We start from the raw sequence: 20,026 nt of genomic DNA, 5'->3' as shown, positions 1-20,026 counted from the left end.
CGTAGATCATGATCTTGAGCATTTGTCTCGGTGACGCCTGATTTTTCCGGATTCTATCATAAGTAGTGTATAGATCCGAAAGATCCATTCCCTCCACGAATGCGCTCAGAAGGCGAACCGAATCATTTGCCGGTATCATGTGTTCTAGTTCAAGCGGAAGCTTGATTTGATAATATACAGTGATTTTGCTATAATCACCCTGTAAAATGTTGGTTAGTCGCATAACTATATTTTACACCATCAGCCGGGCTCTTTGGAGCCCGGCTGAATTCTTTTTACAGGAAAAGGGCCGACGCACTAACTTGAGTTAGTGCGCCAGCCCCTTTGCTCACTCTATTGTGTCTGATCCGGCCGCTGAATCAACGGCTTTCCTCCCAGACATTTCAACTTATTTTGATTTCGTATCCGCTCAGTTTAAACCCTGTGCGATGGATTTTGCGGTCTCCGCCAGTCCTTCCGGAGTCGATGATCCCGGTTCCCATTCAACCATCTTCGGTCCGCCCTCATATCTCGGGATGACATGAACATGGAAATGGAAAACTGTCTGGCCTGCTTCCACGCCGTTGTTCTGAACCACGTTATATCCCGCACAGCCCAGCGACTTCTTCATCGCCGCGCCGATCCTTCCCGCAAGCGGAAGCACCTTCGCCGCAGTGGCTTCATCCAGTTCATTCAGATCCTTGAAATGATTCTTCGGCAGAATCAGCGCATGTCCCTTCGCTGCCGGTCCCATATCCAGAATCACACGGAAATTTTCATCCTCATAGACACTTGCAGACGGAATCTCTCCGTTTGCAATCTTACAGAAGATACAGTCTTTGTCAGTCATTCGTCGGCCCTCCCTGTTCTGATCTCCCCGCTGCGGTATTCCGTATCCTTCGCGGGAATATTTTCGAAAACATTATACTACGAAAAGCATGAGCCGCGCGAGCACTTGTTCTCATCCGGCGACGCTTCGTGATAACAGACGATTCGAGCCTGTTAAACCACGAAACAGCACAAGCCGTTCACATCACAACCGGTCCGTTTTTGACGGCAAAACGATATTCCAGCCCGGCAATCCGAAGCCGGTCACCATCACGGAGAAGCTCCTGTTCATTGGTGCCGAGCATTTTTCCGTCAACAAATGTCCCGTTCTCGGAATTCAGATCCGTAACCGTATACTCCCCGGTCCGTTCATCCTGATCAAACCGCAGATGTAGCGGACTGACCAACTCATCCGGAATGCAGCAGTCGGTCAGATCCGGATTCTGACCGACAAAAAACGGTGTATACGGAATCTTGATTTCCTCATAATCCGACGCTGCACTGTCATTTGCCGGATCCGGAATCAGTTCCGCATACGGACCGTCCGGCACTGTCTCCGGCTGCTTTCTTTCCGGCATCTCCGTCCGTTCCATGGTTTCGTTTCGGATTCGATCCTCCGCCGGCAGTTCCTCCTGACTTCTCCGTTCGTATCTTACGGGGTTTTCATACATATCGGAGGAAGACCACTCTATCTTCCTCGCCGTCTCTCTTTCCCATTCGTATCCCGGTTCGGCTTCCGTCATCTCCCCGTATGCCGTATCTTCTTCCTCCGCCGCCGGCTCCGCCTTCCCGGAAGCCGTAAGCCGGAACACGATCAGGATCACCGTCATCACGGCGCAGAAAATCCCTGCATAGAATCCCTGACCGCGAAATCCGGTGGCAAACCACAAAACAAGTTCCAGCGCAAAACCGGCCGCCAGATAAATCGTCGGAAAACGGTTCCCTGCTGTTTTTCTCCATTCCGAAGAGATAATCGGAGTGATCCGATCCGTATTTGTACTGCCCGAAACGATTCCCTTTTTCCATACCGCCGGACTGCTGTCTTCCTGTCCGGTTCTGCCGGCCTTTCGGACTTTTACGGATCCGTTTTCCAGAAAATCCGGTCGGCTCCCCGGTCCAGCCGGATAATCCGGCAACGCTCGGCTCCCTTCCTGTCCATGAGCACTTCCCGTTTTTTTCTCACAGACCGCACAGTATCCATCGGTTCCCGAATGCTTTCCGTCACAATCGGTATGCATTCCGCCTTCCTTTTCACAGAAAATGCTGCTCCGGTTTCCGTTCAGACACCGCCGCAGATCTTCCGCTCCATAATTTTCCCGCAGACTGGCTTCATACAGATCATAGGAAAGCATCACCGCTCTGGAATCCCGATGATCCGCCCGCTCCATGATCCAACGCAGAAAATCTTTCATTTTCTCCGCGAAATTCATATAGAGCCCCGGCACAAAGCACAGACGAATCTCCATGGTATCCGGATCCGCGTAGATGTAGGACGCATCCATCACCAGTCCCTCTTCAACCAGCAGATAATCCTCCAACACCCAGAGAGTATCCAGAATCTGGGAAATCACCTTCCGTATGGTTTCCCCGTCCGGTTTCTTTCGCTCAAATATCCGGTTTAACGGCTGTCTGGACGTAATCTCATAATAGAAATCCACGCCCTGTCCGGTGTGTCTTGTCTGAAAAGCCAAAAGACCCGGAATCGCGTTTTCCTCCATCATATGACAGGTGTAATTCTCACTCCATTCCGGTTTTTCCGCTCGTATCATCATGTAGTTGTGCGTCATTTCCCGCTGATAACGAACTTCCAATCCGTGTCACCGCCCTTTCAGTATCGCTGTCTGAAGCCTCAGCATATTCTCCGGGTCGTATATCCGCATGGAAATCTCTATCTCATGCTGATCCCGTACATTGCCGACGACATGAAACAATCCCCTTCTCCCATACGTGATCTCTGCCCCGCCGCATCCATAAAAGCAGTGAACCTTCGCATTTTCCGACTCGGTGACGTCTTTTCTTGTCCGTCCTTCCTCCAATTCCGCCGTTTCTTCAAATACTGCATTTTTCTCTACTCCTTCCGCCAGAATCATTTCCTCAACCGAACGCCGGTGTATCCCCAGGATGCCGTTCATCAAAACCGCGAAAAAAAGAAGCGTCAGTGAGATCACCAGTGAGGCTTCCACGGAAAAACTGGCTTTCAATCTTTTTTCTGTCATTGTCTTCGCTCCGATTCCACTGCTCCAATCCCGCGGTTCCAATCCCACTGCTCCGATTCTTCTGTTCCGATTCTTCTTCCGACCTTTCTTCCGATCCACCGCCGCGTCCTCTGTTTTCTCCTCTCGTCAAATGCTTCCCTGAAAAAAGACCGATGCCGCGCACAAAAACGGCAGATATGGAATTCTTCTCTTTCGTATGCCGGCAATGCCTCTTCCGCCAAGAATTGACCACCCGCAAAGCAGCATCCCGTATATTCCGCAGAATGCGGCAGCCGCCAGCGCGATGCGGGAGAGATCTCCCGCATCCAACCAGAACGCCAGCGAAAGAAGTATGCCTCCGTCACCCCGGCCGATGGATTCTCTGCTCAGAAGCGAAAGAATCAGAGCAGCAAGTCCCGGCAAAAACCGGAGAAAAAGCTGCCAAAAGCCTTCTTCTCCCGCATAACATGCCGGATTCTCAATCAGCCCCGGTGCGGTGCAAAAAAGCAGCCCGGTAATTCCCATGATCCACGGTGCCCAGATCGGAATGGTTTTTGTCCGCAAGTCCGATATGGCCATCCATCCAAGGATCACAAAATATATCATTCTGACCATTGTTGTCATGTTATTTCCCCCCGCCGCAGTAGCTGCAGGCGCCCAGCTCCCGGACTTCCGACAGCCAGACTTCCCGAATATAACTTCTCAGAGAAGAACAGTCCGGATCGGTATGATATTTTTCTCCGTTCGGCAAAATATAGACGGTTCCGGACGAACTCTTTTTCCCGCAGATATCACAGGGCCGGTACGGCGAACCGCTCCCGGACCGTGCGGTCTCCAGTTCGTTTCTGGAAACCGGCTTCAGTTCATGATTCAGATAATGACATCGCGGTGAAAGATGATATCTGGTGCTGTCTCTCCCTACATAGACGATCCTGTCTTCCTCCGAGTCTTCCCCCGTCTTGTCCCGCTTCGGGTCCGACCCGATCCATCCGCGATGCCGGCTCCTGGCAGAAAACGGAACGGACAGATTCGGAAAGATCCCAAATGGGATCCGGTATCGGTAGGTTGCTTTCAGATCGATCCATTCCCCGTCTTTTGTGAGATGACATTTCGTCAGATCCAGCGCCTCGATCCGATGATTCCCGCTCTTCTTCGGTATTGCGGTGTATAGATATGCCTGAACTGCCGCATCTTCCACGATGGACAAAAGCGAGGTATCACTCCGTTCCCTGATTTGTTCTTCCCGCTCCTGTCCCGGATCATCCTGTGTTCTCCCGCCGTGCAGAAGATACGCATTCTGGCTCAGTTCACGGGCCGTCTGTTCCAGAACGAATTCGACACGCCGATGCGTGTTCAGCATATCCATCGGAAGAGCCATCGCGATCACTGCAAATAAAAACAATGCAAATGCCATAGCCGCCTCCACGGTCAGGCTTGCGCAAAGTTTCCGCTTCATCGCTAAACCGGCATGTATCCCATTCCTGCTTCTGTCCATGGTCGTTGTTCCTGTTTTTACAATCAGAAATTCGTTCATCCGGCAGCGGCAGCAGGACAGGACGTCCGAACCACCTTTTTGAACGATCGCAATGCGGCTGAACTGTACTTGGAGAGGCACGTTTTTAACCTGAACGGTAGTTCCAAAATATGATTTTGCGGTTCGGTCCTGTCCTGCTGCCGCTGCCGGATACCAATTTTTTCAATATTCCCGTACGGTTCGCCTCTTTACCGGAATCAGCATGCCCTGGCCGGAATATTCCGCTCTTATGCGCACTATTCCGTTATTTAAGTGAACCGGATTGCCTAATTTGTCACGATTTTTCTGTATCATATCCATCATTCGGAATCGAAGTTCCCGTTTTCCGGTTACCAGCATAAGAATCCGGATCCATTCCGAATAATTCAGTCCTTTTTCCGACATTGTTACGTTGTCCAAAACTCCCGTACCCTGCTTCAAAATCCCCGTAAGAGACACCTTCCAGTCTCCCGATTCTTTCACCGGCGGGACTTTTCCGTTCTTCAACAGCACTCTTACATCCGCTACCGACTCCATCGCCGACCAGACGGTCAGAATCAGCCCATAAACCACCGCCGCCAGCGGTGTCAGCACTCCGCCGGATGCGCCGACAATGGATGCCGCTGCGGCTCTGGCCTCTGCCTTCATACTGCTGCTTCCGAGAACCGTCAGAAGGTTCATTCCCTGCCGCAGAGCAAACAGACGCATGACGGTTCCGCGCAGATTTTCCCGATCTGTTTCACCTCCAACCAGAAGATATTCCTTTTCACAGGTAAACCCTCCGTCCGGAATCTCGCCCCGTGCTTCTCCTCCCCCGAGATAATCGGTAAAAAAATGCATTCCGTACTCGTCCAGAAGAATCTTTCCGATTGCCTCGGCAGGAAGAAAACCGACCCCCTCTCCCGGCATAAGGCCGGAAACAGACCCTTTTTCTCTTTGACTGGAAGGCCAGTTTCTGCTGTCCGCCCGCACAGAAGAGACAGAATCCGACTCCGGAAGGCAGAGATGGAAGATTCCCTCCTCCGTCAGGTCTGCCACGCGTTCCAAAAGCGACAGTTTTTTCCGGTCCCGTTTTCCCTTATCCCAGGGGTGTTCCTTCTGATATCCGGCAGTAATCGATCGAATACTCCTCCAAAGAGCTTCGATTCTCGCTTCCAGTTCATCCGCGTCGTCCTCCTCGTCGTCAAAGGCCTCTTCCAGCCGCTCGATCAGTTCCTCAACCTCATCGGCCCGGTCCAGTGCCCGTTCGGCCGTCTCCGTGTTCTTTTCCGCCTTTCTCACCGACTCCCTGACCGATTCCCGGACTGCACCGCCGGCTTCCGTATAACTCCGGTACAGGCTGAGCTGTTCCTCCGCATGCGCTCTCGCGGTATCATCCATGTCCTCCCTCCGTTTTTCATAGGATTCTCCCGCTTTTTTTACCTGTTCTCCGAGCCGGTCCGCCTTTTTCTCATAATCTGCAGCCAGCCCCGGCATTCGCCTCAGCTCCCGCAGAAGTTCCTCTGTTGATGCCCGAAATCCATCGCCATCGCCGCCGTCCAGAGCCCGATCGCCCTCTGCCATAAGATCCAGCTGTTTCTGTCTGGATTCTCCAATCCGGTCCAGCGCCTCTTCCAACCGGACCACATCGCCTCCGGAAAAATTAAACTCCCGGCCGAGTTCACCGAACTGTTCCCCGCTGCGCGCCGCTTTTGCCTGTTCCACCGCCTCCTCCGCTTTCGGAAGCTCCGGGATGACCGCAAATTTCATATAAGCCGCCGCCTGATCTTCAAACGGCTTCCCATCCCGATCCGTCAGTTTCACCTCGGGACTGACGGAGAGTTCCGGCGAATATACCGGATAGAACGGTGCATCCTTAAGATAGGTCAGCATGTTTTTCCGGATCTGATCCCGGATTTCCCCCGTCGGTTCCTCCAGAAGAAAAATCCGGTAATGATCAAAGACCTTGCGGTCATAACGGCTCATGACGGAATCCGCAGAGGCATCGAGTGCTGTCTGCACATAAGTCCCCGCTCCTGCTGCCCGGACCGACTCAAAAAGTCCGCCGAGCAGCGACAGCATCAGAACAAAGACCATGGCGAGAAATACGGTTACCGACGCCGGCATTTGCCTGCGCATCAGTATACCTGCTTGCTGGAATTGTTGATCTGGTTAAAAATGTTTTCCAGCAGCATGGTGATATTCTTTTTAAAAAGAATAACCAGGCCGATCAGGACAACCAGAATCAGTACAAGCTCGATCACACCGACACCTCTCTCATCATCCCAAAACTCCCAGAACATCTCACGAATCATACTCTTCTCCTTTCTGTCAGCCTGCCGTAAATGTTAAAAATGCGGGAACCGACACCATTACCATGACAATCATCAGCATTAAAATCAGCGGCAGAAGAAGCTTCGTCGACGCCTCTTCTCCTCTCTTGCGGCTCATATTCCGCTCTTCTTCAAATGCTCTTTCCATCTCGTTCTCCAATGCCTCCCGGAACTGCCCGGAACCGTTTCGGATATTCTGGCGCAGAAGTCCGATCAGACGACGGTATGAAAGCTCACCGCATCTTGCGCCGAACAGTTCCATCGCCTTTCCGGCCGGCATCCCCCGTTCCATCTGATGCCAGGTCTTCGCCATCTCCTCATAGGCCGGCCGTTCTTTTTCCGTCTTCTCATAATCCCGGACAATCTTTTCCCAGGCCCGTATCACTGGAAGCCCGGCCCCGGAGAGAACCACCAGTCTCGATACAATCTCCGGATAGTCTTCCTGAAGCCGGATTCCCCGTTTTTTCTCCTGTTCCTGTTTTTTCTGACGATCCAGCGCCGGTATCGCCATTGCGGCAAGAAATCCGAGCAGCGGAAATGCCGCCCAGGAACGATCCTCCGGCTTTCGAAATACGATCGGCTTTCCCTCGTATTCCTCCGGAAGCTGAAAGTGTTCCTCTGTTTTCTGCCGTTCATCTTCCGTTTCCAGCTGCTGCTCCAACCCGCTGCGCAGTTTCTCTCCATCCGTCTGCTGAGATTCCACAAGGGTGATCGGATAATAAAACCGGCTGCTGTAATCTTCTGCCTCCATCGATGCAGTGATTCCGGTCTCCATTTTCCCCTTTATGTGCTTCCGGTCCACTTCCCCGTCAAAACGGATCAGATCGGGATCATCGGGAATCCAGTCCAGACGGATTCCCGAATCCGGAAGACGTTCCGGCAGATTCAGCGGGCCGCTCACCTCCGAAAGACCCGGATTCTTTCCCCGCATCAGCTCCGGCAGCATCTTCGCTGCCTCTTCCATCGCCCGGTATGCCTCCTCTTTGCTGTACGCCCGTTCCGCGACATGAATGGTCATCGTTTCATCCTTATCCGTCAGGCCGGAGACGATAACCTCCTCATCCCGCCCGCTGCCGCCGTACAGATTCCGGTGAAACGAACGGATTCCGGAATGATCCTCCGCGGATGAAACCACGCACATCATTGCTCCGAGCAGAATTCCCGCGCCGGCGGCGATCAGCTGCCGCCGGTCAATGCCGACTTTCGCTTTCGGAATCTTCACCTTCTCTCCTCCCGCTTTTTCTCTTTTTCATACCGTTTTTTCCCGATCGATCCGTTCATTTTTCTTTGTTCTGTCTCTGACCGGTCACTTTTCCGCCACAGACATGTACAGCCGGCGTTCATTCGCTCTGACGCTTTCCTTTACGCGCACTTTGCCTGTCCCGCCCGGAGGATCCTGTCCGAGATCATCCAGCTGACCGCGTAGACGATAAGGCAGATCGTCATCACGACTCTGCCGGCGACGGTCGTGTACATCACCTGAAAGAAACCCGGCGACGTGAAATCGATGTAGATCACAATGCCGAACGGAATCAGATTCATAATCTTCTGTTCAAATCGTTTTTCCGCCGTCATGTTTTCAATCTCTTCCTTCACCCGGATCCGTCCGCTGATCACTCCGGATACATGGGCGATGATCTGCGCGGTTCCTCCCTGACTCCGCTTGGAAATCGCAAGAATCTCCGCAAAACTCCGGATCTCCTCCACGCCGCTTCGCTCCGCAAATCCCTCCACCAGTGTCTCCACCGTCCGATTCATTCGAAGTTGACGGGATATTCTGTAAAATTCTCCCGCAATCATTCCGTCTTCCCCGTAGATCTCCTTCATATCTTCTGCTGCCAGTGAAAAGGCGTTTTCCAGAGAGGCACCGGTTTCCAGCGCGGAAGCGATCGCCCCGATTCCCTCCCGAAACTCCAACCGGAGCCGGTCTCTGCGCGCTTTCCCGAGTGTCTTTGCCGCGAACAGCGGCCGAAGGACCGACAGCGGAAGAAGAATGCCAAATACCGGAACGGACCGGTAGAACACATAGGAAATCAATGCACAAGCCGCTGCTCCCTGAAGAAGATAGGAAATCCATTCCCGAGGACTCAGCCGGTATACCCGGTAATCCGGCGGTGCATTCTCCGCTCCTTCCGTCTTTCTCTTTCTCCCTCCGCCCCCGTTATCCGGTGCAGATTCCGCTGAGAAGAAGCTTCCGGCGGTTTTTAAGTTCCCCCACTTTCCGAAGCGTTCCTTCCACGTGAATCCCGTCCGCAAAAGGTTCCTTTCTTTTTTTGTTTTTCCGTTCCCCGGCACCTGCTTCTTCCCATCCCTCTTCCTCAAATCGGAAGATTGGTGAAAGCGTAATTTCACCATTTTCATATCCGGTCACCTCCGTAATCTCCATTACCCGTCTCGAGCGGTCCCGGAGCCTTGCAATCTGTATAATCAGATCAATTGCCGAGGCAATCTGCCGACGGATCGCCGCAAGCGGCAGTCCGCCTTCCCCGGTCAGAACCATAGTCTCAATACGGATCAGGGCATCCGCCGCACTGTTCGCATGTCCGGTCGACAGTGATCCGTCATGTCCGGTATTCATCGCCTGCAGCATATCCAGTGCCTCCGCGCCGCGGATCTCACCCACAATGATCCGGTCCGGCCTCATACGAAGACTGGCCCGAATCAGATCCCGCATCGTGACCGCTTCCGCACCGTCCCGGGTCGCTTCTCTTGTCTCCAGCCGGATCAGATTTTTGACATGCTGAATCTGAAGCTCCGCAGAATCCTCGATAGTAATCACACGCTCCGATGCCGGGATAAAACCGGAAAGTGCATTGAGAAATGTCGTCTTTCCGCTTCCGGTTCCGCCGCTGATGAAAATGTTGTATCCGCTGCGGACAAGAACCTGAAGAAACTCCGCCGCTTCCTCCGTCAGAGAAGCCTTTGCGATGAGTTTTTTCATGTCGAAACTCTCCGGGAACTTTCGGATGGTCAGGGATGCGCCGTCGATGGATACCGGCGGCAGTACCACATGAACACGGGATCCGTCTTCCAGACGGGCATCCGCGATCGGTGATGCGAGATTGACTGTCCGGTTGACGCGGCCCACAATCTGCTGAATCAGATCTTCCAGTTCCTCCTCTGACCGGAATTTCCGGTCCCAAAGCGTGATTCTGCCACGCTTTTCAAAGAAAATACAGTCATATCCGTTGACCATGATCTCCGTGACATTCGGGTCATCCACCAGATCCTGCAGAACCCCCAGTTTCCGGTACGAATCGAACAATTCCTTGCGAAGCCGGAGCCGGTCCTCCAGATTCAGGATTCCCTCCCTGGAGTGCTCCCGGATCCGGTCGTCGATCAGTTCGGCCAGTTCTTCATCCGAAACGGCCATGCGGTCATGCAGCCGTATCTCGATATCGTCCCGGATCCGCTCCGAAAGGCTTCCCGTCCGGTTGTTATCCATTTCCCATTCATCCGACGCATTCTCCCGCATATCCGTTTCCCCTGTTTTCCTCTTCTTCATACGCTCCTCCCATCACCAGTCCACGGATATACCGGCCCATCGGTCCCCACAGAAGCTGGTCAAAATATCCTCTGCTCACGGACGGAAGTTCCGTCGGCGGATAGACCTTCTGTACACGGTCCAGAATGCTGCTGTCCCCGGTGTTTTTCAGATATTCCTCAAATTCTCCCGTTTTTGCCCCAGAAAGACCGTTTTTTGCTAACGGCATATAGACTTTGGCGCACATGGCAAGAATCTTCGGCGTCACCTTCCGGCATCTGCCGAGATCCAGAATAATCTTCCGGTAGGTGCTTTCACTCGCGATCGTTCCGATCAGTCCGGGGATAATTCCCTCGCTCGACAGATCGAGATCCGACGGGCATCGCACCGGCGGCACAAAATCCAGTCCGTTCAGAGAGTGGACAATACTTCCGAGACGCACATTGCTGTATGATCCCGCACCGTAATAGTAGAGCAGATCCGACAGATCCTCCCTAAACTCATCTCCGGTGAGAATCCCCATCCCGGAAAATTCCTCCAAACTGATGTACAGAGACGGTGTCCGCTGAGAAAAAATACGCCCGAGCGTCACGGCAAATGCATCCCGAAGGCCCGTTTCCGCCGGTGAATAAACGCCCAGAATCTCTGCTTTTCCCCGGATTCCGTCCTCCGATGTAATCTCCTCCGAATCACAATACTCACTCATTACCTCTCGGATAATACTGTCGCTGGACTGGTATTTGTAAATGCTCATACTGTCCGCATCTTTTGCCAGCGACCGGCCGTCCTCCAGCCAGACCCTTTTTTCCGCCCGGATAGCCCTCACCCGGCTGTGATCTGCCTTTCCGCCCGCCATGAGAACCGCAACGTTATTTTCCTTTGCATAGCGTTCCAGACTCTCCAGAGAAGGAAAGGCGATCACCTCAAACGGCATCCGCTCCCTCCGGTTGATGATCTCTGCAAACCGATACGCATAATCTTCATCCGGGTCATAAATTGCCATAATCCTGCGCATACTATCCCTCCTGTCATCCGCCGAACAGCATCTCCCAGAGAACGCCAATCAAGAGAAATGGTGCAAGCCGGATTGCCGTCCCGGTGTTCCGGTCCGTTATTCCGACCGGATATGCCGCCGGACGCCCGCATATCATCCATGTTCTCAGATACTCATACACCCACTGAATTCTCTGCCGGAGTATCCCATGGGAGAGCATCACTCCCAGCGACCAGACTGCGGCGGGAAGCCCGCCCCAGAACAATACCCGGAGTCCCTCATACATTCCGACGCTGCCAAAGATCAGTGACGCAAGTTTCACATCCCCGGCGCCGCACAGATCCAAAAAAAACAGCGGGCTGAACAGAACCATGGTTCCGATCGTGATAAAACACAGTTTTGCCTCTTCTGCTCCCAAAGTGATCAGCGGCTCGGTCCACAGGAGTCCTGCTGCCTCAGCGGCGAAGCCGGTCAAAAGGATCCGGTTCGGTATTATTCCTTTTTTGAGGTCGCTGACCGCCCCCGCCGCACAGACCGCCAGCAGGATCGTCCATCGTAAACCCATATTGATTCCTCATCTTCTTGAATCTTCTTACTTCTTCTTGAACGTTCGGTGAAACCCGATCGATATGGAATCAGTCCGGGCTTTTTGAAAAGCCTGTTCTGATTCACCAAGACCTGAACTGCCGGACAGAATCGGCGAAGAACCGCCGGAGAACTCTGCCTTTCAGATTGCTTCCGTTCAGGATGTCTAAATTATATTTACGTTTTTTTCAGGGCGCAAGTCCCTTTTTCCTTTTCAGCGTTATCCCGAAAATAAACCGTTATTTCTTCTTTTCGCCCTTTCCTTTTCAGAAATATTCCGTCTTGATTTCCGCTTTTACCAATGCATCGAAGTATCGTTCTTCCCTCGTTAAATCAGTTTGGTTGTATCCAATTTTCCGATTGTCTCCGGAATGATTTGAAAAGAAAAAATTTACCCGTTACAATAGCATCATAAAAATGATAATTGAGGTTTTAACGATGCGAGCTGATTATAAAAATGAAACGATGGATCCGTCCGGCTTCGTCCTTTTGGCCGATCTTGTTCCGGGCATCATCCAGGAGATACGCTATTATTCCACATATAATTTTGTCGGTGACCGGATCGACGGCTACGAAGAACCGTGCGCGCTCCTCACCAAAGAAGCGGCCCGGGCCCTGAAAACCGCAAACACCGAGCTGTCCGTCAAAGGATACCGCCTGAAAGTGTTTGACGCCTATCGTCCGGCCCGCGCCGTAAAACATTTTATTTTCTGGGGAATTGAAGATCAGGATATCCGGATGAAACCGTATTTTTACCCGGATCTGGAAAAACAGGAACTGTTTTCCAAAGGCTACATTGCCAAACAGTCCAGCCACAGCCGCGGAAGCACGATCGATGCGACTCTGCTGGACATGAAGACAGGAAAAGAACTGGATATGGGAAGTCCGTTTGATCTCTTCAGCGAAGCTTCTCATATTGATTATCGGAACATCACGGATGAACAGATTGAAAACCGTATGATTCTACAGAATGCCATGGTCCGGAACGGCTTTTCCACTCTGGACTGCGAATGGTGGCATTTCACGCTGAAAAATGAACCTTACCCGGACACCTATTTTGATTTTCCGGTTTCCTCGGAATACCTGAAACGATAACCCTCAGGACTTTCGCCGTCCGAATGTATCTTTCCAAACCGGAGTCCGCGATGTTCTGGCGTCTGCGATCACTCTTCCAACATTGCCGCATAGACTTCTCTCTTGGAAATTCCGCGGTCCGCCGCCACCAGTTTCATCGCCTCTTTTTTCGGAGTTCCCTTGCTCATATAGAATTCCATGTGCTCCGGAATCGTCATGGAGTTCCATTTTGCGCTGTCTTCCTGAAGGATCTCCTCGATCGGCTTTCCCTCGATCACAAGGACAAACTCGCCCCTGGGATCATTTTCCCCGTAGTAGTCCAGCGCTTCGCCGATGGTCGTGCGAAATGCCGTCTCATGGATCTTTGTCAGCTCTTTGCACAGGGATATCCGCCGGTTCTCTCCGAGGGCATCCCGCAGTTCCTTCAGGGTGCGGATCAGGCGATGCGGTGCTTCATACAGGATGATCGTGCGGGTCTCCCTCTGCAGTTCCTTCAGAACCCACGCTCGGTCCTGCTTGTCCATCGGGAGAAACGCCTCAAAGCAGAACCGCCTGGTCGCCAGACCGGACAGTGTCAGTGCCGTAATGCATGCCGCCGGTCCCGGAAGCGATGTAACTTCCACTCCCGCTTCCACACACTGCCGCACGAGCTCTTCTCCCGGATCCGAAATTCCCGGTGTTCCGGCGTCCGTTACCAGGGCGATATTCACACCTTCCTGCATCTTTTCCACAAGAACCCGCGCTTTATCCACTTTGTTGAACTCATGATAGCTGGTCATGGGCTTTTTGATCTCAAAATGGTTGAGAAGTCCGATGGTATGCCGGGTATCCTCCGCTGCGATCAGATCACAGGACCTGAGTGTATCCAGAACCCGCAGCGTGATATCCTCCAGATTGCCGATCGGTGTCGCGCAAAGAAACAGTTTTCCAGCCATCATATTCCTCCAACATGGTTTTCAGTATCCGTAAATCTCATAAATCTCATCGGTGTATACACCCTGGGATTTGTAAACAATGATCGGTGCTTCCAACTTTACCATCGGGTTTCCGCCCCTCACGGCTTCTATCAGAACCATGTTGGCATCGCGGTCCGAAAACGGATGAACGAATTTCATCCGCTTCGGCTCAAGCCGGTATTGTTTCAGCGCCGTAATGATCTCCGCAATCCGGTGCGGGCGGTGAACCATATAGAACCGGCCGCCCGGAACCAGCAGTTTTGCCGCCTCCCGGCACACATCGTCCAGAGTGCAGAGCACCTCATGGCGGGAGATCGCCTTTCGCAGATTCGGATTCTTCAGTCCGTGACTGTCATTCATATACGGCGGATTGGAGGTCACGACCTCAAATGACGCCGCACCGAACTGTTTTGACGCCTCTTTGATATCGCCGCGGAGAATCTCCACCCGCTCTCCGATTCCGTTCAGCCGCACGCTTCGCTGTGCCATCTCACAGATATCTTCCTGAATCTCAAGACCGGTAAAATGCTTTCCCTCCGTCTTTGCCGACAGAAGAATCGGGATAATTCCGGTCCCGGTTCCGAGATCGATGGCTCTCTCTCCGTCGTTCACTTTCGCAAAGCCGGAGAGCAGAACGGCATCCATGCCGAACTTAAAGCCTTTTTTCTTCTGGATGATCTGATAATGATTCCGCTGGAGATCATCCACCAGCTCATCTTCATAGAGCGGAACATCATTGGCCAGCATGACTGCCGGTACCGGATGTCCGTCTTCTGTTCTGCCCGGATCGTCCTGCAAGGTCATTCTTCCGTCCCTCTTTCCGGTTCACGGCTGTTGGTTGCAGAATCTCCGGGATTGGAAGCAGTTTTTTCTTCCGGTCTTTCGCTGTTTTCCCGGTTTCCCGGTTCCTGACCGTCACGGCGTCCTCTCTGGCGCTGGTTTTTTCCGCGCTCCTGACCATCTTTTCCCTCACGGCCTTCCCGGCTGCCTCTGCCGCGTCTTTCACGCTCCTGACCGTCTTTTTCCTCACGGCCTTCCCGGCCGCCTTTACCGCGGTTTTCCCGTTCCTGACCGTCACGGCCCTCACGATTTCCACGGCCGCCTTTGCCGCGGTTTTCCCGCTCCTGTCCATCTTTTTCCTCGCGGTTCTCACGGCCGCCTCTGCCGCGGTTTTCCCGTTCCTGACCATCCCGGCCTTCCCGGTTTCCGCGGCCTGAGCGTTCTTTTTTTCTTCCCTGCTTTTCCGCACCGGAGAAATCTCCGTCTTCCAGCGCCTGAAGCTCAGCGCTCTCATCGCTGTCATTTTCCGCATTCTTTTTTCTCTTCGGACGGAATTTCAGTTCTTCCACCCGATACTCGCGCAGCTCTTTTTCGTCGTCTCCGGTATTGACAATCACCTTGACGGTCTGGCGCAGAACATTGGTACTCTGTACCTGTCCTCTTGTTCCGTCGGCTGCGGTCACAAAATCGCCGTTTGCCGGCATTTTACTGTTCAGGTACTCATATGTCTCTTCTTCATTTTTCAGACAGCACATCAGTCTTCCGCATACACCCGAAATCTTGGTCGGGTTCAGGGAGAGATTCTGTTCCTTGGCCATCTTGATGGAAACCGGCGCAAAATCCGAGAGGAATGTGTTGCAGCACAGCGGTCTTCCGCAGATACCGATTCCGCCGAGAAGCTTGGTCTCATCGCGGACACCGATCTGACGGAGCTCAATCCTGGTGCGGAACACGGAAGCCAGATCCTTGACCAGCTCGCGGAAATCGACGCGGCCGTCTGCCGTGAAATAAAACAGGATCTTGTTTCCGTCAAACGTATATTCCACATCGATCAGTTTCATATCCAGCTCATGTTTGCGGATCTTTTCCTGACAGATTTTATACGCTTCCTTCGATTTTTCGCGATGTGCCTTCTGCGCTGCGATATCTTCCGGCGTTGCCATACGGATGACCTGTTTCAGCGGCTGGATGACTTTTTCTTCCTCCACATCTCGATTGCCCAGAACGACCTTTCCGAATTCAACCCCGCGGGCGGTCTCCACGATCACATGATCGCCCTTTTTGATCTCCAGTTCACCCGGCGAAAAAAAATAGATTTTTCCCGCGCTGCGGAACCGAACCCCGATTACCTTTATCATAAATCAATTCTCCTTCATCGTCAGGAACAGGAGCTCTAATGCCAGTTCCTTATTGACATTGGCGCCGAGCCGCACTCTCGCCTTGTCGATTGCATCAAGCACCTGCTCCAGTCCGGGATAGGAGCTGGAAGCGCAGATTCTCGATATTGCCGAATACTCATTCCGGAAGATCAGAGTATTCATGTCTTTTGTGACTTTGAACATCAGTATATCACGATACCACAGCTGCATGAAATCCAGACATTCATTCAGATCGGAAAATTCTGCCGTCATCATCCGGATGGTATCCAGCATCTTTTCGGTGTCCATCTCATGAATACTCTTCAAAATCCGAAGCAATGTCTCCGTCATCTCCGCGAATTCTTCGGATCCGGCAATCGATGCCGCGCGTCCGAGATTTCCCCGGGCAAATGCGGCAACCATGCCGGCCCGGTTCTCGTTCAGACTCATTTTCTCCGTGAGATACTGAACGATCAGGGAATCCTGCAGCGGTTTCAGTTTCAGCTGAATGCAGCGGGAGAGAATCGTCGGAAGAAAAAGCTCCTGATTGGTTGTGAGCAGAAGGATCACCGCATAGGCCGGCGGCTCCTCGATTGTCTTCAGAAGCGCATTCTGCGCTGCCGCCGTCATTTTCTCCGCCTCATCGATGATGTAAATCTTATGTGCGGAACTGTATGGCCGGATATCAATGGTGTCGTTCACCTGAACACGGATGTCATCGACACCGATCGATGCCGGCTTTTCATGCGTAACCCAGATGACATCCGGATGGTTGTCCGACAGCATCTGTTTGCAGGAATGACACTCCATGCACGGTTCCTCATCACTTTTTTCACAGAGAAGGGTCATGGCAAATGCCTTCGCCAGCGACTTTTTTCCCATTCCCCGCTCGCCCGCAAGGATGTAGGCATGTGAAACTCTTCCGTATTCGATTGCTTTCCGGAAATGATCCTTTATGGAATCATGTCCCAGTATATCGTGAAATCCTGCCATGTTTCTCCTCCTTATTCCGAATCCGCCCGTCCGTTTCGAATGACGCTTTCCAGGCGCTCCGCGCACGCGTCAAAATCCAGATTCGGATACGATGTTGTGACCCCGGCATTTCGGAGATTTTCCTCGGAAAAATCCTGCTCGTCTGCCAGAAACCGCCGGCAGAGTTCCGCATATCCCGGTTTTTCTTGTTCCCTCTCCCGCCGGATCGCCCTCTCCAGACGGATACCGTCCTCCACTTCGATATAAAGCGGAATCACTGCCCCTTCCGGGAAATAATCCCGGACAGCGCAATAGGATTCCAGCGTTCCGATCATCAGAAAATCCTTTCCCTTCCGATCGAAGGATCCGTCATCCACCGTCGCATATGTCCAGGGACCGGCTACCGTCTGATATGTTCGCGCCTCAATCACGCGCCCTTCCTTCCGCATCCGATCGAGATCCGCTTCGGTCGTAAAATGATATTCTACGCCGTCGGTCTCACCTTCGCGCATCGGTCGCGTGGTATATGGGACGGACACGGCAAGTTCCGGCAGATCCATGCGAATCCGCTTATAGAGCGTGTCTTTTCCGCAGGCGCTTTTTCCCATCAGATAATATATTTTTCCCATCTTCAGATCCTCGTTGCATGTTCCCAGATATACCAGATCACCGCCGCAATCAGCACCAGCATCAGAAAAGTGCCGAACACCTTCAGGGCAATCACCGCCCAGATCTTCCAATCCGCTTCCTCCGCATCCTCATCGCTTCGGATTCCGGCGGCGTCCTCAATCCGCATCCAAATTGCGGCTGCGATATTTTCCGACATTTCCACCGGACTTCCGGTAATCACACGGTCCGCCACCTCTTCTCCGAAGATTCGACCCGCTGATCGGTAGATTTCATCCTCGATCGCACCGGAAAGGTCTTCCTCCGTCATCGGCAGCTCATGGACATGCCGAAAGAGACTGACATACACTTCTTCGATCAGAACTTCCTCATCTCCCGGTTCCAGCTGAAGAGAATGTACTTTCCCATACGTCTCGCCAACCGTGAGAATATAGATATTTTCATACCCGGAGCCGTCACCGGTTCTGGCCAGCATCGCATTCTTATTCAAAAGTTCTGCCCTATCCACCGCCGAGTTCCTCCCTGTGCATCACTTCAGGCTCTGGGTTCCATCCTTTGAAATGATATTCTTTTTGGCGCCGAGTTCTTTCATCCAACGGCGCACAACCGGTGTCTCATACCGGCCCGCACCCGCTATGCCGTCTTTTTCATTGTTCCAGAGCCAGGACGGCGTCGGCCACATACAAACCTCCGGACGGACCGCTTCGTAGAAATTCCGTCCCACTCCATGGTTCCCGTGATGTGCCATCTGAACAATATCCGCCTTCAATTCTGCTCCGGTACAGGTGCTCAGAAGATGGTTGCCGCCTTCTCTTCCCATATCGCCGAGAAAAAGAATTCTTTTTCCTCCCATATCGATCCGATAGGCAATGGATGCATTATTGAAGGTACTGACCTTGCAGACATACGGATCATTCAGCACGTGAACGACGGCGTCTCCCACCGTTATCGTCTGACCCTTTCCGACAATCGTTTTCTTCGACTGGTCAATGCGGTCGAGCGCCGTGGCAATCGAAGTATAGTTTTCCATACGGCCCATATTATCGCCCTGTTCATAATCATCGTTGGTCAGAAAACGATAGGCGATCTGATCAATTTGAACAGGAATCGGATTGCGGTTTAAAATCTCCGTCAACGCGCCGACATGATCATCATGCGGATGCGTCAGCAGCCAAAGCGAAACGGTTCCTCCCATCGACTGAATCTCGGAAATCAGAGCATCCGCATCCTCTTCGCGGCCTCCGTCCACTACAATCACATGTCCATCCACCGTTTTCAGTACAAATGACATATTCTGTGCGGTTCCGACCGGTTCGATCATACGGATTTCGGCACCGTTCAGATAATTCTCCTCTGTATCCGATATCGCTGCGCCTCTCACGCTGCTTTCCGGTGCATTCACCTGCATGGCGGCAGCATTGCTCGAGGTATCCGGCGCACTTGCAGCGTAGGATACGGAACTTCCGATCCCCGCCGCTGTCAGAAAGGCAGCCGCTGCAAAAATCATACACTGTTTTCTGGTGTTCCGGATTCTGTATGTAAAACTCATTGATCTTCTCATCTTTCTCATGTCAAAAATACGTTCCCATTATACCACATAAGCCACGAGCCATGCGAGCGTTTACGCTCATATGGAGACGGCATGACATAACTGCCGCTGCGCGACGGTTATGTCACAAAAAAGCGCTGGTCAAGCGAGCACTTGTATTCCTCCATCGACGCTTCGTGATCACATTTTTTCAGATTCTGTTATATCATAACCGCTCGGATCTTTCTTAAATAAAACCCTGCATATTTTCTGTCAAAATATTATCGGAAATCATTAAAACCTCTCACCTGAAATTAAAAAAACACCGGATGTAAATCCGATGTCAAAAGAAGTTGCGGGGGCAGGATTTGAACCTGCGGCCTCCGGGTTATGAGCCCGACGAGCTTCCAGACTGCTCTACCCCGCGATATTAAATTAAAAAAATGGGCGATGGTGGATTCGAACCACCGAAGCAATCTGCAGCAGATTTACAGTCTGTCCCCTTTGGCCACTCGGGAAATCGCCCATAAGCCGATAGGCGGACTCGAACCGTCAACCTGCTGATTACAAATCAGCTGCTCTGCCAATTGAGCCATATCGGCGAATATAAAATTGTCTTTGAAAGAAGAAATGGGGCGTATAGGGCTCGAACCTATGACCCCCTGCTTGTAAGGCAGATGCTCTCCCAGCTGAGCTAACACCCCATATTCTTAACAATGTGTCCTGCTGTCGCAGAACAACGACCCGGATGGGACTCGGACCCATGACCTCCGCCGTGACAGGGCGGCGCTCTAACCAACTGAGCCACCGGGCCATCGAAGGAATATACCTTCAAAACTGC

The 20,026-nt window shown here is 52.4% G+C and carries 19 protein-coding genes, 5 tRNA genes and 2 pseudogenes; 1 reads left to right on the top strand and 25 read right to left on the bottom strand.

Annotated elements, in window-relative coordinates:
- From BMW41_RS15430 to BMW41_RS11275, 13 genes and pseudogenes are all read right to left on the bottom strand, one after another.
- A pseudogene (locus tag BMW41_RS15430) lies at positions 1–223 on the bottom strand (IS5/IS1182 family transposase); the annotation flags it as partial.
- 186 nt (positions 224–409) lie between these two features.
- Complete coding sequence (locus BMW41_RS11330) at positions 410–829, bottom strand: HIT family protein (protein WP_031473596.1); 420 nt, start codon at positions 827–829, stop codon at positions 410–412.
- A gap of 178 nt (positions 830–1,007) precedes the next feature.
- A complete protein-coding gene (locus tag BMW41_RS11325; protein WP_074650173.1) occupies positions 1,008–2,618 on the bottom strand; it encodes a DUF6382 domain-containing protein in 1,611 nt (536 codons plus the stop codon).
- Positions 2,619–2,624: 6 nt separating this feature from the next.
- Positions 2,625–3,023: a hypothetical protein gene (locus tag BMW41_RS11320; protein WP_143050866.1), complete on the bottom strand. Its 399-nt coding sequence runs from the start codon at positions 3,021–3,023 to the stop codon at positions 2,625–2,627.
- Positions 3,024–3,149: 126 nt separating this feature from the next.
- Complete coding sequence (locus BMW41_RS11315; RefSeq protein WP_074650171.1) at positions 3,150–3,626, bottom strand: prepilin peptidase; 477 nt, start codon at positions 3,624–3,626, stop codon at positions 3,150–3,152.
- 1 nt (position 3,627) lies between these two features.
- The gene (locus BMW41_RS11310; RefSeq protein WP_074650179.1) at positions 3,628–4,458 is read right to left on the bottom strand and encodes a hypothetical protein; all 831 of its coding nucleotides are present in this window, start codon (positions 4,456–4,458) and stop codon (positions 3,628–3,630) included.
- Positions 4,459–4,698: 240 nt separating this feature from the next.
- Positions 4,699–6,633, bottom strand: coding sequence for a DUF5702 domain-containing protein (locus BMW41_RS14625; protein ID WP_177171229.1), 1,935 nt, complete (start codon positions 6,631–6,633; stop codon positions 4,699–4,701).
- Positions 6,633–6,809, bottom strand: coding sequence for a Flp1 family type IVb pilin (locus BMW41_RS11300; protein WP_074650169.1), 177 nt, complete (start codon positions 6,807–6,809; stop codon positions 6,633–6,635). Before BMW41_RS11300 ends, BMW41_RS14625 begins: the two co-directional genes overlap by 1 nt.
- 16 nt (positions 6,810–6,825) lie before the next feature.
- A complete protein-coding gene (locus BMW41_RS11295; RefSeq protein WP_051684734.1) occupies positions 6,826–8,049 on the bottom strand; it encodes a type II secretion system F family protein in 1,224 nt (407 codons plus the stop codon).
- A 140-nt stretch (positions 8,050–8,189) separates the two neighbouring features.
- Positions 8,190–9,083: a type II secretion system F family protein gene (locus BMW41_RS11290; RefSeq protein ID WP_143050864.1), complete on the bottom strand. Its 894-nt coding sequence runs from the start codon at positions 9,081–9,083 to the stop codon at positions 8,190–8,192.
- On the bottom strand, positions 8,989–10,200 hold the full coding sequence (locus BMW41_RS11285) for a TadA family conjugal transfer-associated ATPase (RefSeq protein ID WP_074650177.1): 1,212 nt from the start codon (positions 10,198–10,200) through the stop codon (positions 8,989–8,991). The genes BMW41_RS11290 and BMW41_RS11285 overlap by 95 nt, the downstream gene beginning before the upstream one ends.
- A gap of 79 nt (positions 10,201–10,279) precedes the next feature.
- On the bottom strand, positions 10,280–11,314 hold the full coding sequence (locus BMW41_RS11280) for a P-loop NTPase family protein (RefSeq protein WP_207646887.1): 1,035 nt from the start codon (positions 11,312–11,314) through the stop codon (positions 10,280–10,282).
- Positions 11,315–11,339: 25 nt separating this feature from the next.
- Positions 11,340–11,870: a prepilin peptidase gene (locus BMW41_RS11275; RefSeq protein ID WP_074650167.1), complete on the bottom strand. Its 531-nt coding sequence runs from the start codon at positions 11,868–11,870 to the stop codon at positions 11,340–11,342.
- A gap of 437 nt (positions 11,871–12,307) precedes the next feature.
- Between BMW41_RS11275 and BMW41_RS11270 the strand changes: the two genes are divergently transcribed.
- Positions 12,308–12,985 carry a M15 family metallopeptidase gene (locus BMW41_RS11270; RefSeq protein WP_242870345.1) on the top strand — a complete coding sequence of 226 codons (678 nt, stop codon included), beginning with the start codon at positions 12,308–12,310 and terminating at the stop codon, positions 12,983–12,985.
- 68 nt (positions 12,986–13,053) lie between these two features.
- On the opposite strand, the gene rsmI is transcribed toward BMW41_RS11270, so the two are convergent.
- The 12 genes and pseudogenes from rsmI to BMW41_RS11210 all read right to left on the bottom strand — a co-directional run bounded on the left by rsmI (position 13,054) and on the right by BMW41_RS11210 (position 19,999).
- Positions 13,054–13,899: a 16S rRNA (cytidine(1402)-2'-O)-methyltransferase gene (gene rsmI, locus BMW41_RS11265; RefSeq protein WP_074650166.1), complete on the bottom strand. Its 846-nt coding sequence runs from the start codon at positions 13,897–13,899 to the stop codon at positions 13,054–13,056.
- A 21-nt stretch (positions 13,900–13,920) separates the two neighbouring features.
- Positions 13,921–14,667 (bottom strand): tRNA1(Val) (adenine(37)-N6)-methyltransferase, encoded by a 747-nt coding sequence (locus tag BMW41_RS11260; protein ID WP_074650175.1) that lies wholly within the window; start codon positions 14,665–14,667, stop codon positions 13,921–13,923.
- Positions 14,668–15,143: 476 nt separating this feature from the next.
- Positions 15,144–16,058 (bottom strand): annotated as a pseudogene (locus BMW41_RS15350) (PSP1 domain-containing protein); the annotation flags it as partial.
- Positions 16,059–16,061: 3 nt separating this feature from the next.
- Complete coding sequence (gene holB / locus BMW41_RS11250; RefSeq protein ID WP_031473566.1) at positions 16,062–17,051, bottom strand: DNA polymerase III subunit delta'; 990 nt, start codon at positions 17,049–17,051, stop codon at positions 16,062–16,064.
- A gap of 11 nt (positions 17,052–17,062) precedes the next feature.
- Positions 17,063–17,659: a guanylate kinase gene (locus BMW41_RS11245; RefSeq protein ID WP_074650165.1), complete on the bottom strand. Its 597-nt coding sequence runs from the start codon at positions 17,657–17,659 to the stop codon at positions 17,063–17,065.
- A gap of 2 nt (positions 17,660–17,661) precedes the next feature.
- Complete coding sequence (locus BMW41_RS11240) at positions 17,662–18,165, bottom strand: hypothetical protein (protein WP_143050863.1); 504 nt, start codon at positions 18,163–18,165, stop codon at positions 17,662–17,664.
- 21 nt (positions 18,166–18,186) lie between these two features.
- Positions 18,187–19,206 carry a ComEC/Rec2 family competence protein gene (locus tag BMW41_RS11235; RefSeq protein ID WP_177171228.1) on the bottom strand — a complete coding sequence of 340 codons (1,020 nt, stop codon included), beginning with the start codon at positions 19,204–19,206 and terminating at the stop codon, positions 18,187–18,189.
- Between the two features lie 332 nt (positions 19,207–19,538).
- Positions 19,539–19,612: transfer RNA gene (locus tag BMW41_RS11230), tRNA-Met, on the bottom strand.
- Between the two features lie 17 nt (positions 19,613–19,629).
- A tRNA-Tyr gene (locus BMW41_RS11225) sits at positions 19,630–19,711 on the bottom strand.
- A gap of 3 nt (positions 19,712–19,714) precedes the next feature.
- Positions 19,715–19,787 (bottom strand) — tRNA-Thr (locus tag BMW41_RS11220).
- A gap of 29 nt (positions 19,788–19,816) precedes the next feature.
- Positions 19,817–19,889: transfer RNA gene (locus tag BMW41_RS11215), tRNA-Val, on the bottom strand.
- 36 nt (positions 19,890–19,925) lie between these two features.
- Positions 19,926–19,999: transfer RNA gene (locus BMW41_RS11210), tRNA-Asp, on the bottom strand.
- Positions 20,000–20,026: the final 27 nt, after the last annotated feature.

Origin of the sequence: [Clostridium] aminophilum, from assembly GCF_900101295.1 — a bacterium.
Classification (GTDB): Bacteria; Bacillota; Clostridia; order Lachnospirales; family Lachnospiraceae; genus Clostridium_R; species Clostridium_R aminophilum_A.
The sequence above is the reverse complement of the archived record's forward strand: the minus strand, read 5'-3'. Positions and strand labels throughout refer to the sequence as shown.